A 13,453-nucleotide genomic window follows, 5' to 3' on the forward strand; every position below is an offset into this window, starting at 1 on the left:
GACGGTTCGATGCTGAGGCCAGCGACTCGAATCAGGTATGCGCCGATCGCGCTTAACCTCGCCGAAGTGACCTCAACGTCCAGTTGTCGAGATCGGGCAGATCGACGAAGAGCCTGCGCGGATTGCGGAACGCCAAAGCGAAGATTGCGCAGTTGGACTCTGCGCCGTGTCCCGCGCCCACAGATGAGCCTAGACAGGCGTACTCTCGCGACCACCCGGACCACGCGAACAGTCCGTGGCCCCAGGCTTCGAACGACACCGACTTCCGTGGTCGTGGCCGGTTGCATGAATAGCAGCCGGCCACGACCACTCACGAACTCAGAGCGGCGGTTGGCGATGTACGAGCAGCGCGCATTGCCGGGAGCGAGCCAGCGATTGCCCCGACGAGCATCGTCACGATCACGCCCCCGACCAATACATACGGCGGAATGGAAACGAGCCATCCGTTTGCGGTGGCGACCAGCCAGATGATCAACCAGCCGATCAACGACCCCCCTAGCCCACCAAGAGAAGCGAGCAGCACAGCCTCCACGAGGAACTGGGAACGGATGTGCCCCCGGGTAGCCCCAATCGCTCGGCGCAGTCCGATCTCGCGTCGTCGTTCAAGTACCGTGATGACCATCGTGTTCGCCACGCCGATACCGCCCACCAGGAGCGCGATCGATCCCACTCCTACGAGGAGGCCTGTGAAAGCTTGGTCGATAGTGTTCTTCGCCGCGAGTGCATCCGATGGACGGCTCACCTTCACCTCGTTGGGTGACTCAGGGTTCACTGTCCGCGGGAGGAGCTCGCGTACGACCGCAACCGACTCGTCGCTGGAGCGCTCATAGATAGTCGTGGGTGATCCATCGAAGACGAACAGCTCTCCGGCGATCTCGCCGCCGATGAGTGCGGCGACATCAAGTTCAGGGGCGAGCGGAGCTGGTTCCAAGATGCCTACTACAGTGAACAGCCGACCCCCGAGCGATACTTGGCTCCCGATCGTGCGGATGCCGAGGCGCTCGGCTGCTTTCGCCCCCAAGACTGTGGTCGGCAGGTTTGCGGTCGCAGGGTTTAGCCACACACCGGCGCGCAAGCTGGATCCGGTCGCCGGCAGGAGTTCGTCTCCTGCGGCAAGAACTGTCAAACCTCCCGTTGCCTCCGCGTCGATCGAGGGGTTCCGGTAGACGTTGACCTCGGCGAGGGCCGCGGTCCAAGTTGCCGTTTCGACGCCGGACAGATTGCGGACTCGCTGAATGCCGTCTGCAGGCAGCTTCGAATCGGAGCCGAACAGGTCTGATCCGGCGGTCACGGTCAAGAGATTGGTGCCGAGGGACGAAAGTCGTTCCTTGACGAGCGCCTCGCTGGATGTCGAGATGCCGATCACCGCGACCATCGCCGCAATCCCTATCGCAATGCCGAGGGCTGACAACGCCGCGCGAAGGGGATTGGCCCTGAGCCCATGGAAACCGAGCTTGAGCAGGTCGGAAGTACGCAGGCGGGACTGCAGGAATCTGCTCATGTGAGCACCTCCAGATCCGGGGGAACCTCGAGCTTACGTAACGCCGAACCGGAGTCACTGACGACTTCTCCATCCCTGATGCGCACCTGTCGAGGCATCCTGTCGGCGAGGTCTTGATCGTGGGTGATGACCACCACGGTGGTTCCTGCCTCGTTCAGTTCCCTCAGGATCTCCACCACTGCTGCCCCTGACCGGCTGTCGAGACTTCCTGTGGGCTCATCCGCAAGCAGCAGGTCAGGTTTCCCGACGACCGCTCGCGCTATAGCTACACGCTGGCGTTCACCTCCCGACAGGTGGCGGGGCTGGTGGCGCAGGCGATGCTTCAGCCCTACGCGCTCCAGCGCAAGCGCTGCACGCCGTCTTCGCTCCGCGACGGGACCACCGGTGTACATCAGCCCGGTGGCGACGTTGTCCAAGGCTGTGACGCCGTCAGCGAGGTGGAACTGCTGGAATATGAACCCGATCGTATATGCGCGCAGCGCAGACAGCTCAGCGTCTCCAAGCTCCGCCACGTCATGGCCCGCGATACATGTGCGTCCCGACGTCGCACGGTCAAGAGTGCCCATCAGGTTCAGCAGAGTGGACTTTCCCGAGCCGCTCGGGCCCACAATGGCCACCATCTCTCCCCTGTCGATGCGGAGGTCTACACCGCGCAAGGCGAGGGTGGGGGGCGACCCGTACGAACGGGTCACCCTGGCAAGATCGATCACGGCGTTCACTTTGCGACCGCCACTGCATCGCCCTCAGCGACATCGCCACCTACGATCTCCACCATTCCGTCGGCGAACTTTCCGAGCTCGACGGGCACGACCTCGCTCTTGTTCTTTCCGACGCGTTCAACCGCCGACACTCCGCCGACGTCGGCGAGAAGCGCCGTGACCGGCACGAGGAGCACATCCTCGGCGATCACGTCGCGCAAGGTGACACTGATCGTCACGGTATCGAAAGCTGCCGCCACAGAAGGGTCATCGAGCACGAGTGTCAGTGGAAGCTTCAGCGAGGTGCCACCGTTCGGGCTATCACGTTCGACTGGCGAGCCAACTGCAGTGATGGTTCCTTCGGCCGACGTTCCGTTCGGGAGCTGGACAACTACCTTCGCACCCAGCGGAGCGTTGGCTGCCATGCTCGGATCGAGGTCGATGCTGGCCTGCTTGCTCGTGTCTGAAACCTTCAGAACTACGCCGCCCGCTCCACTTCCGACGCCCGCCACCACGTCCTGTATTCGCAGGTCCGCAGGCGCGAACACAATTCGACCTTGCTCGATCCTTCCCGTTCGTTCGAGCCCACGGGCGTTCTGCCACTTCCTGATGGCGACGATGGTTGACCACCTGAACTTTTCATCGGGTGTTTCGCCGAAGAATCCGAGGGCAGCAAGGTTCTCTTCAAGCTGTCGAACGTCGGGGCCGTCGCTCATCCCTTCAGCGAACTCGCGCCAGGCAGGAAGCCCTCCCAGCATCAGGATCACCGGGGTGTTGTCCACTCGAAACAGCTCCCCCCCGCGTCCAACCACTGTTCCCGGAGTTGGGACGGCCGTCACGGTGCCCTGAAGAAGGGAACCCAGATCACGGATGTTTCCGAACTCGAGTTTGCCCGTAAGCCGGACCTGCTCCACAAGATCCCCCCGACTGACTTCAGTGGTATCGGTCGGCGGCGCACCGCGTTCGTCGTTCGCTTCCGCTGGCGGCCTGGCTAGGAGGAAGGCCGCAACAACTGCGATGACCACTGCAGCGCTCGTCGCCGCGACTATCCATCCGCGGCGAGCACCCCGTGAATGGGATCTGTTCTCTGAATCGTCCTCCTTCACGGAATCAGAGGATTCAAGGCTTGGAAGCGCATCCGGGGATTCGTTTGGATGCTGAGGGCGCTTGAGGTGGGTCACTCGCCGCTTCATCCTTCCGCTCCTGGATATCCGGCTTCTTCGATGCACTTGTCCAGATCCTCGGGTGCGTAATCACCGGAAGGCATCGCCGCGACAGTGCCGCCGGGACCGATCTCAGGGTCCGGGAAGTCGTATCCTGCTTCACGCATGCATGCCGCGAGGAGGAGTCCCATCTCATTCATCTCTTCGCTAGACGGGAGGTCGTCCCGAGTGGGAGCCTGCCCGAGTTCCTCGTCACAGAACTCCATCGCCTTTTCCATCGCGACCCGATCGGCTTCAGTCGGCTTAGGCGGCGGAGCCGAGCCCTCATCGCCAGCCTCGCCGGCCTTGACCATGAACTGTGAGAGGTCGACTCCCTGATCCCCGACGCACTTCTCCCAGGCGAGCTGCCACTCCTCGTAATCCTGTTGCTGACTTGAAGAGTCCAGTTCGCCGGGTTTCTCGGTGGCGGGCGAGGGCGCGCAGGCGACGAGTCCGGTCAGCAACACGACGCCCGCAAGGGCGTGCAAGCCACGGTTACGTATGTTTCGCATGAAGATGTCCTTTCGAGTGGGCCCGTTTGTGGGCACAGCCAAGTAGGCTGGCGCGTAGCGCTTCCTGGTAGCGCGAGTCCACGGAGTCGGTAGCGGCTTTCCGGCGAGTTGGTAGCGCTCGGGCTGGGGTGTGGTGCTCTGCTGAGGGAACGGTGACGCATGGGCGTCGCCGTTCTTGTGTGGAAGGCGGAACATGACGGACTACCGGAGGATTCTCACGTTGCTGCTGGAGCGGCGCAGCTACCGGGACGTGGCCGAGGTCGTGGGGTGCTCGCATCGCGATGTCGCGCGTGTGAGGCAGGCGATCGTCGAGCATGGCATCGAGTCGGCGATCGCGGTCAGCGATCGCGAGTTGGCGGAGTGGTTCCCGGACGGGCGCCGGCGGGTGTCGGACGAGTACGACCAGCCGGATCTGGCGCGGGTGCTGGCGTCGATGCGGCAGAACCGGCACTTCACGTTGCTGCAGGCGTGGCGTCGTTACACCGATGCGCGTGGGGCGGGGAAGAAGTATGGGTACTCGCAGTTCTGCGCCCTGTTCGCCGACTACGTCCGCACCAATGATCTGGTCGCGACGCTGCATCACGAGCCGGGGCGGGCGATGCTCGTGGACTGGGCTGGTGACACGATCGACCTGGTCGACGCGGTCACCGGCGAGATCACCCGGGCGGTGCTGTTCGTCGCGGTGCTGCCGTTCTCGGGCGCGTTGTTCTGCCGCGCCTACGCGGACATGCGGTCGGAGGCGTGGCTGGACGCGCACGTGCGGGCGTTCGCGTCCTATGGCGGAGTAGTGCAGATCGTCGTGCCGGACAACCCGGCGACCTCGACGCATCAGGCGCGCAAGGGCGACGCGGAGCGAGTGGTCAACGCCCGCTATCAGCAGCTCGCCGATCATTACGGCACCGCGATCGTCCCCGCCAGGGCGAAGCGCCCGAGAGACAAGGCGGCGGCCGAGAACGCGGTCAACGTCGTCAACAAGCGTGTCATCGGCTACCTCGAGGACGACGTCTTTACGACCCTGTCCGAGCTCAACGACGCGATCGATGAGCGGGTGCGGGAGATCAATCACGACCTGCGCCGGGCGGACGACTCGACCCGGTGGGAGCGGTTCACTGCCGAGGAGGCGCACCTGCTCGCGGCGCTGCCCGACGCCGCGTTCGAGGAAGTGACCTGGAAGGAGCTCAAGGCCGGCCGCAACTACCATGTCACCGCGGATTCGCAACGCTACTCCGTCCCCTACCGGCTGGCCGGACAGTTGCTGCGGGTCCGGTTCACGCAGACCCGGGTGACCGTGTTCGACGGCCACGACATCGTCTGCGAACACCGTCGCCTCGTCGGCCGGAAGGGGCAGTACTCGACGCTGCCCGAGCATGTCCCGCCGCAGCACCGCAACATCGACGGGTTGTGGTCCAGACGCTGGTTCACCGACCGGGCCCGCAGCTTCGGACCCGCGACAGTGGAGGTGATCGAGCAGATCCTGGACCGGCAGAAGATCGAGGCGCAAGGCTACCTCGACTGCCAGAACGTGCTCAGCGGGCTGGGGAAACAGAACCGGGAACGACTCGAAGCTGCCTGCCAGGAGCTGATCAACCGGGGCGGTCAGGCGACCTACACGACGCTGAAGCGGATCATGGCCGGCATCGACAGCGACACCAAGAAGCCCCGACCAGCGACACCGGCCGCGTCGACACGGAAACGCGGCGGCGACGTCGCCGACGGCCCGGACGTGTTCGTCCGCGACGCGTCGCACTACGCCACCAGCGGGGAGGCGGACCGGTGACGTTCACGAGCATCGACTACGAGAAGTTCCGGGCACTACGGGTCACGCACGTCGCGACCCGCCTCGAGGAACTCATCGCCGACGAGGTCAACGACACCCTCACCCCGGAGCAGCTGTTCCTCACCGCCGTCGACGACGCGCTCGAACAGCGGCGGGCACACAAGGTCGAGAAGCTGACCCGGCAGGCCGGGTTCCCGATCCCGCACGCGACAGTCGCGGAGATCGACTACCGGGACGGTCGAGGGATCACCCCCGTCCGGATGCGCCGCTACGCCGCCCACGACTGGCGGGCCGACCCGATGAACCTGCTCATCATCTCCCCGACCGGCGGCGGGAAGACCTACCTCGCCTGCGCGCTCGGGATCGCCGCCTGCCACAACGGCCACGCCGTCACCTACGCCCGCATGGACGACCTCGCCCGCAGGCTCGTCATCGCCCGCGGCGACGGCATCGCCCACCAGAAGCTGCTCAACGAGCTCTCGCAAACCGACCTGCTCATCCTCGACGACTTCCTCACCGTCGGGATCGACAGCGACGCCGCGAGCGACCTGTTCGCGATCCTCGCGAACCGTGAACACCGCCTCCCCACCGTGATCGCCTCGCAGACCGGCCCCAGCCACTGGGTCACCGAGCTACCCGACCGGGTCGCGGCGGACTCGATCGTGAACCGGCTCGCGAACCACGCCCGAACCATCAACCTCGGCCAAATCGACATGCGCAGACTCCGCCACGACCACGCCCGAACAGAAGAGACCTACTGGGAGTAACGACCAGCGGCCCGGTCAGCGACGGCCGGGCCGCTACCAACACCACCCAACACCGCTACCAACTCGCCAGACTCGCGCTACCAAGAAGCGCTACGCGCCATAGGCGGTGAGCCCGGTCGCAGGGGAGTAAAGGGATCTCTTTACGATCAGCGAACCCGTGCAGTGGTTGCATAGGAATACGAGTTGAGGAGTATCACCGTGAGGGTTTTGGTTGTTGAGGATGAGGTGTACCTCGCCGAAGCTATTCGCGCGCGGCTGGCGCTCGACGCGATTTCAGCGGACGTCACCTACGACGGCGAGGCCGCGCTTCAGGCAGTGTCGGATACCAACTATGAGGTTGTCCTGCTTGACAGGGATATCCCCGTGGTGGATGGCGACGAGGTATGCCATCGGCTCGCGGTGAACCCAGATCGACCCGCGATCCTGATGCTCACAGCAGCTCGCCGCCTCGACGACAAGGTCGAGGGACTGGCGCTGGGTGCGGACGACTATCTGTCGAAGCCGTTCGAATTTGCTGAGCTGATTGCCCGCATCCGCGCGCTCGCCCGACGCCGGTTTACGGCGCTGCCGCCAACCCTGGAATTAAACGACCTCCGCCTCAACTCGGTGCGTCGGGAGGTGACACGGTCGGGAAGGTTCGTCCAGCTCACTCGCAAGGAATTCGCCGTCCTCGAAGTGCTGATGCGTGACCCCGGGGCCGTCGTCAGCGCCGAGCAACTTCTCGAGCGGGCATGGGACGAGAATGCAAACCCGTTCACCAACTCCGTCAAGGTCACGATCAGCACTCTACGTCGCAAGCTCGGGGAGCCGCGACTAATCGATACGGTTCAGGGCGGCTACGTGATCGGAAGGTCGGGCTAAACGTGATCGGAGGTCGGGCTAAATGAGGACTGAACAAGAGACGGTCAAGCGACGAAACGCGCCGAGTCACGAAGATGCCTCATGCGCGTGAGGCCCCGGATGCGCATGGAGCGCTTCCGGCTGACGCTTCGTGCTCGCCTGGCCTACACCTACGCGGGGCTGCTCACCCTGGCGGGCGCGCTCATGATGCTCGTGGTGTATTTGGTGGTTGGCTTCTTGCCCACATACACGTTCGCAGTGCCCTCAGTCAGGACGACTGGCCCGCCCGCCGTCGGTGAGGTCGACCCGGGGATCGCGAGCACGGCTCTGACTCCGGGCTACGTCGTGTCATCTCGCGACGATGTGCTACGACTCATCCTCGTCATCGCATGCATCCTCCTCGTGCTCCTCGCGGTAGGAGGCGGTTGGGTAGGGTGGGTTGTTTCCGGACGCATGCTGCGACCGTTGCAAGAGGTGAATGCAGCGGCTCATCGGGCAGCCCGAGGGCACCTTGACCATCGCATCTCGCTACGAGGTCCACGAGACGAGATCTCTGATCTTGCAGACACCTTTGACGAGATGCTGGAGGGACTCGAGCGCTCGTTCGCAACTTATCGTCGATTCGCGGCAAACGCATCTCATGAACTGAGGACGCCCCTCGCGACGACTCGCGCGATGCTCGACGTCGCGCTCGCGGGCGCGGAGGACGCCGAACGTCCCCTTCTTCAGCGCCTGCGAGAAACTAACGAGCGGAGCATTCAAACGGTTGAATCGCTCCTTGACCTCAGTGAGGTCGAGGCTGCCCGCCCAGTGCAACAGCCTGTCGAGCTGGAGCAGATCGTATCCTTCGTCCTCGCCGATGTCGCACAGGAGGCGGACGAAGCCTGCATCCGGATTGATTACCGGCTCTCGGCGGCGACGGTCAACGCTGACCCGACCCTCCTCCGTCAGCTGGTGCTGAACCTGATTCAAAACGCAATCCGGCACAACTCGGAGGGCGGGTGGATAGTGGTCACTACTTCCCTCGAACGCAGGGGCTGCCCGGTTCTCCAGGTGAAGAACAGCGGGGCCCACGTTCCCGAGTCCGCAATCGATTCGCTGACGTCACCTTTCTTTCGACTGCAGGGTCGCTCGACGGCATCCACGTCGAAAGGACGTGGGCTCGGGCTCTCGATAATCGAGGCTATTGCCGACCGTCACGACGCCCACTTGGGGCTCGAGCCAGGACGAGAAGGAGGGCTTGTCGCCACCGTCACGTTCCCTTCAGGCGAAAACCGCCAATCGGAACGTTCGCGTGGGGCGCCAGCCCTAACTCCGTCTGAGCTCGAACTACCTCGAGCACGCGACGGAGCTTCTCGAGCCCCGTCGCGTAGATAAGGCTAACCGGCCCATTCGATCCTGGTGGAAGTGCTTAGTGGCACGTCGACGTTGCGCCAGGACGCGGTCTTCAGTCAGGTCGGCACCAGCCGATCTGCGCGCGTGGTTGGCACGGCTGACGGATGCTCGAATCTATGTATTGCGCTCCGCGGGCTCGCATCAGTCTCACGCGCGGCAGAGAGGCGCGACTGGGCGGCCGGATCAGTTGCTCAAATCCTTGACCCACGGTCACCGCACCTTGTCCCAACAGGACCGAGCGCTCGGACACGAGACTGCTCTCGGGCAGACCTCAATGACAGGGGCTCCTTCACTATCGACGCGCGCTTCCACCTCTCGTCATAAGCCAAGTCAGAAAACGTCCCAGTCGCGCGCACGTTCAACAAGGCCGTCAATCACCCTCGTCGTGGGGGCCGTCAACGGCGTGGCAGCCGCGATCGCGAGGTGGAGGGTGTTTATCGGTCTCTCTCCCGGGCGGTGAAGCACCTCCACGCTCCCGGCGCCAATCGCCGCGTCGGCGAGGTATCGCGGCAGCGCAGAGATTCCCGCGCCCGCCACAACGGCGGTGAGAACGCCGCGCAGATCGGGAACGATCAATGCAAGACTGTTAGTTGGTCTGTGACCGAACTGGCTACGCCAGTACCGCCGCACGATTGACAAGTCGGCGTCGTACGCTACCAAGGGGAGATGCTGTAACGCTGTCGCCGGATCGGTCGCGAGGTGGTCTCGATCGATGCTGCGAGCAAGTGACGGAGCACCGACCAGAACGAATTCCTCGTCCACGAGCCCGCGATATCGGATGCCCTTCATCGGTTTCCGCACTGACGACACGACGATATCGAGAGCGCCCTGAGCGAGCTGGTTCAGCAGGTCCTCTGCCAGGCCCAGGGTGAACTCGAGCCGTATGCCATCGGCGGTGAGGGGCGCGAGCGTCGGTATCACCCGAGCAGCCACGACGTCGCTCGCCCCGCCAACACGCACCGTTGAGTCGAGACCTGACGGCGGCGCAGTCCAGGCATCTTGCAGTCGGTCGACGGCCGCCGCCACCTTCAGCACTAATGCTTCCCCCGCGGAGGTCGCCACCGATCCACTGACCGAGCGGATGAAGAGCGACGTGCCGAGGTCCGCTTCCAGACGGGCGATCCGGTCGCTGACCGCAGGCTGGCTAAGGCCAAGGCGGGTCGCTGCAGCGGTGAATGAACCTGCGCGGTGCACGACGACGAACGTATGCAGCAGATCGAGGTCGGGCATCGATTGCTCCCATCAGAAAAGTGATCTTCACCGAGGATCATAAGAAATTTACGTGATGTATACCTCGTTTCCAACCTCAACGGCCCAAGCATGCCGTCGAAAAGGAGAAGACATGGCACACACACTTTTGGTGGTTACCGGCGCGAACTCCATCGCGCTCGCAGACTCCACGGCGCACCCGACCGGATTCTGGGCAGAGGAACTTGTCGAACTGCATCGGGGCCTCGTTAGTGCCGGTCACGACGTGGACCTTGCAACGCCAGGCGGTGTGCATCCGGTGGTCGACCCTGGCAGCCTCGTCGGGGAACACGCCGAGGACTTAAAGGCGTACCTCGCCTCGATCGACGGATTCCTCGCGCGCCCGCGTGCTCTCGCGGACATTCGCTCAGGGCAGTACGACGCGATCATTCTGCCGGGCGGCCACGGGCCAATGGTCGACCTTGCGTTCGATGCATACCTCGGGCGCCTCCTCATAGACGCGATTGACCGCGATGCGGTCGTGGGGGTGCTGTGTCATGGACCGGCTGGGCTGCTCAGCGCGGTGCGCCAAGACGGGTCGCTCGCGTTCGCAGGTCGCCGATTGGCCGTGTTCACCGATGACGAAGAGCGCCAGGGGGGACTCGGCGACGCGTCGCCATATCTGGTGGAGTCCCGGCTGAGGGCACTCGGTGTTCTTGTCGAGTCTGGCAAGCCCTGGTCGGTAACCGTCGTCACCGACGGATCACTCGTAAGCGGTCAGAATCCGCAGTCCAGCATCGCGACTGCTCGGGCGCTAGTCGAGGTGCTTTCGGGTCGCTGATCGACGGTCGGCGCAACCTGATCGTCAGCATCGAGTCACCCGAAGTCGAGGTTGATTTGTGGACGCCGGTCTATCAGCAGGTGCGGTCCACGATTGAGATTTCTAGGGGACGGGACGTACCTGTCGTCCTCGAGCTGACCGTCGAACTGAGAACAACTTGAGAAACATTGAGCGGAAACGAGTACAAGCGAAGAGGGCGTCCAGTCGACCTGTGCCGCGTCAGTTGGGTCCGAACCCGCTCATCTGATCGAGTAGGGCCGCTGCGCAAGGAGTTCAAATCCCTCCGTCTCCGCCACTTTCGCCCGTTTTGAGCCTGTTTCACGCGGCTTCGTTGGGCTTGGATGCTTCTGGTCCCGACTCGTTCGTGGGCAAAGAGACCGCCTGGCCAGCGTGCCTATTCCACTCGGCGCTCAGCGTTATGCAGTCTGCGTGGCACGTATCTGCCTCGTGTGTCGAGACGCGTGCTCTGGCGGGTTCGATTTGTTAGTTCAGTCAAGCTGCCCACGCTTTGCCCACCTGAGACCGAGGGCCGATACCTCTGGCTCGCGCCTCGCTCAGCCGAAAAGTCGACTCGCCTCGAGGTAGCGCTCCGCAGACACCCGTTTCGATGCGCCCAGAGCGCTTTCGAGTGGGACGTCATCCACCTCGGTCCCGTGGAGGGCAACCATGCGTCCCCATGATCGGTTTGCCGCCAGCTCGACGGCTGCCATTCCAAAACGCGTTGCGAGTACCCGATCGAATGCGGTCGGCACGCCTCCGCGCTGGATGTGTCCGAGCAGGGAGGCGCGTGTTTCGATCCCGGTGTGTTCCTCGATCAGCGAGGCCATACGGTCGCCGATCCCACCGAGGCGGGGCCTCCCGAATGCGTCGTTGCCTCTGGTCGAATGAGCAGTCTCGGCACCCTCCGGGACGAAGCCCTCGGCGATGACCACGAGCGGTGCGCGCCCGCGGGTGCGCGCAGAGTTGACCCAACCCAGGAGTTCCGCGGTGGTCGTAGCGTGCTCGGGGATGAGGATCGCGTGCGCTCCGGCCGCCATACCGGAGTGCAACGCGATCCAACCAGCGTGACGGCCCATGACCTCGGCGACCATGCAGCGGCCGTGGGAGTCGCCGCTCGTGCGCAACCGGTCCATCGCATCGGTCGCGATCGACACGGCTGTGTCGAATCCGAACGTCATATCGGTTGCGTTCAGGTCGTTGTCCACCGTTTTCGGTACGCCCAGAACGGGGAATCCTGCGGTGTGAAGTCGGTGTGCGACGGCAAGAGTTCCATCGCCTCCGATGGCGAGGATGGCGTCGATCCCCTGTTCGCGCATGACGTGTTTCACCGCTTGTTCGCCACCGAACTCCCAGGGGTTGGTCCGACTCGTGCCGAGGATGGTACCTCCGAGCCGAGCGATGCCTCGGACGTCGCTGCGTTCGAGGTTCATCACATCGCCGGTCGCGGTGCCCCGCCATCCGCCACGGAAGCCTGCGAAAGAAAATCCATGTGCCTTCGTGCCGTGAAGAACCGCTCCACGGATGACCGCATTGAGACCAGGGCAGTCCCCGCCGCCGGTAACGATGCCGATCCTCATATCAGCGTGGTCCGACAACGTTCGGCACAGAGATCACGGCCAGGCTTCCCGAACCGTCCGCATTCGCCTCGGTGCGATGGGGAAGGAAGGCCGCCGCGCCGGGAAACAGCGGGACGCTGCGGACCCCATCACTGATCGTGCTTTCCCCCCGCAAGCCGACAACGATTCGGGGACCGCCCCCGGCGATCGCGACCTCGCCGGAGCGCAGATCGTGGACGCGCAGGTGGAACTCTTCCGATACTCGGGCACCGGGTCCGTCGGGATCGTGGGGGCGGCTCACGTTGGCGGGGTCGGTGAGGACGTTCGCGATCGATTCCTCGATGTCGACGCGCTTGGAGGTGAGGCCCAGCCGGAAGACGTTGTCGGAGTTGGCCATCACCTCGAGGGCGAGTCCGGACATGTACGCGTGGGGAACGCCCGAGGCAACCATCACGGAATCACCGGGATCGAGGTGCACTTTCCGAAGCATCAGGCTGACCGCGACGCCGGGGTCGCCCGGGTACTGCTCCGCGAGGGCGAGGAGAGTCTGCGCGGGTACGGAGCCATGGTCAGCGAGGGTACGTGCTTGTGCCACGACCTCGTGGACGTCCGTCGTGGAGGCTCGTGCCAGCGTTGCGAGCGCCGACGCGATACCCGAGGTGCCGTGGGTGGAGAGCTCCGCACGTGCCGCACGCGCAACCGGATGGTCGAACATGTCCAGTGCCTGCAGCGCTTCATCCAGAGGGAGGAGCCCGACCAGCCCCTCGAATGCGGTCAGAGCGAAGATCTGCTCCGGCTTGTGACGTGGGTCCACGAACATCCGCTCTCCGGCCGGATCGTGCAGTTCTGCTGAATAGCCCGCACGGGCCCGCGCCTGGTTCGGATGAACCTGCAGCGAGACGGCCTGCCCCGGCGCGATGAACTTCACGAGGAATGGCAGCGCGCCATCGAAACGCTCGGATACCTCTTCGCCCAGTACGCTCACGTTGTCTGCGCGGATCAGTTCCTCGAGTGTTCCTCCGTCGTCCAGGTGTGAGGGCCCGGAGGGATGGGCGCCGTACCAGATCTCGGCGAGTGGTTCCCCGGCACGGCCGAGCCCGGTGAGGCTTTGTATCGCAGAGCGCGAGCCCCAGGAGTATTCCTTCAGAGTCGGCTGCAGACGATGCATGTGCGCCC

At 64.1% G+C, this 13,453-nt stretch carries 12 protein-coding genes; 5 read left to right on the forward strand and 7 right to left on the reverse strand.

The features are described from left to right. Positions 1-310: 310 nt before the first annotated feature. From C2868_RS14750 to C2868_RS14765, 4 genes are read right to left on the reverse strand one after another with little or no spacing between them, the layout of a single operon-like run. Entirely contained in the window at positions 311-1,501 is a 1,191-nt protein-coding gene (locus C2868_RS14750; protein ID WP_100809667.1) for an ABC transporter permease, read from the reverse strand. Continuing rightward, on the reverse strand, positions 1,498-2,220 hold the full coding sequence (locus C2868_RS14755; protein ID WP_100809668.1) for an ABC transporter ATP-binding protein: 723 nt from the start codon (positions 2,218-2,220) through the stop codon (positions 1,498-1,500). Before C2868_RS14755 ends, C2868_RS14750 begins: the two co-directional genes overlap by 4 nt. Beyond that, positions 2,217-3,380: an efflux RND transporter periplasmic adaptor subunit gene (locus tag C2868_RS14760; protein WP_157813849.1), complete on the reverse strand. Its 1,164-nt coding sequence runs from the start codon at positions 3,378-3,380 to the stop codon at positions 2,217-2,219. The genes C2868_RS14755 and C2868_RS14760 overlap by 4 nt, the downstream gene beginning before the upstream one ends. Before the next feature lie 8 nt (positions 3,381-3,388). Continuing rightward, positions 3,389-3,913, reverse strand: a complete 525-nt coding sequence (locus C2868_RS14765; RefSeq protein ID WP_103663531.1) for a hypothetical protein — start codon at positions 3,911-3,913, stop codon at positions 3,389-3,391. A 193-nt stretch (positions 3,914-4,106) separates the two neighbouring features. Between C2868_RS14765 and istA the strand changes: the two genes are divergently transcribed. From istA to C2868_RS14785, 4 genes are all read left to right on the forward strand, one after another. Further along, positions 4,107-5,690 carry an IS21 family transposase gene (gene istA / locus C2868_RS14770; protein WP_036301801.1) on the forward strand — a complete coding sequence of 528 codons (1,584 nt, stop codon included), beginning with the start codon at positions 4,107-4,109 and terminating at the stop codon, positions 5,688-5,690. Continuing rightward, a complete protein-coding gene (locus C2868_RS14775; protein WP_036301803.1) occupies positions 5,687-6,457 on the forward strand; it encodes an ATP-binding protein in 771 nt (256 codons plus the stop codon). The genes istA and C2868_RS14775 overlap by 4 nt, the downstream gene beginning before the upstream one ends. Before the next feature lie 198 nt (positions 6,458-6,655). After that, the gene (locus C2868_RS14780; protein WP_100809748.1) at positions 6,656-7,318 is read left to right on the forward strand and encodes a response regulator transcription factor; all 663 of its coding nucleotides are present in this window, start codon (positions 6,656-6,658) and stop codon (positions 7,316-7,318) included. Between the two features lie 81 nt (positions 7,319-7,399). Beyond that, positions 7,400-8,674, forward strand: coding sequence for a HAMP domain-containing sensor histidine kinase (locus C2868_RS14785; RefSeq protein WP_100809671.1), 1,275 nt, complete (start codon positions 7,400-7,402; stop codon positions 8,672-8,674). A gap of 348 nt (positions 8,675-9,022) precedes the next feature. Here C2868_RS14785 and C2868_RS14790 read toward each other — a convergent pair whose 3' ends face one another. After that, complete coding sequence (locus C2868_RS14790; RefSeq protein ID WP_100809672.1) at positions 9,023-9,922, reverse strand: LysR family transcriptional regulator; 900 nt, start codon at positions 9,920-9,922, stop codon at positions 9,023-9,025. A gap of 112 nt (positions 9,923-10,034) precedes the next feature. Here C2868_RS14790 and C2868_RS14795 point away from each other — a divergent pair, with 112 nt between their 5' ends. Further along, positions 10,035-10,721, forward strand: a complete 687-nt coding sequence (locus tag C2868_RS14795; protein ID WP_100809673.1) for a type 1 glutamine amidotransferase domain-containing protein — start codon at positions 10,035-10,037, stop codon at positions 10,719-10,721. Positions 10,722-11,275: 554 nt separating this feature from the next. Here the strand turns inward: C2868_RS14795 and C2868_RS14800 are convergent. Continuing rightward, entirely contained in the window at positions 11,276-12,298 is a 1,023-nt protein-coding gene (locus tag C2868_RS14800; RefSeq protein ID WP_100809675.1) for an ATP-dependent 6-phosphofructokinase, read from the reverse strand. A gap of 1 nt (position 12,299) precedes the next feature. Beyond that, a complete protein-coding gene (gene manA / locus C2868_RS14805) occupies positions 12,300-13,445 on the reverse strand; it encodes a mannose-6-phosphate isomerase, class I (RefSeq protein WP_157813851.1) in 1,146 nt (381 codons plus the stop codon). Between the last annotated feature and the right edge of the window lie 8 nt (positions 13,446-13,453).

Origin of the sequence: Microbacterium sp. CJ77, assembly GCF_002911615.1 — a bacterium.
Taxonomy (GTDB): domain Bacteria; phylum Actinomycetota; class Actinomycetes; order Actinomycetales; family Microbacteriaceae; genus Microbacterium.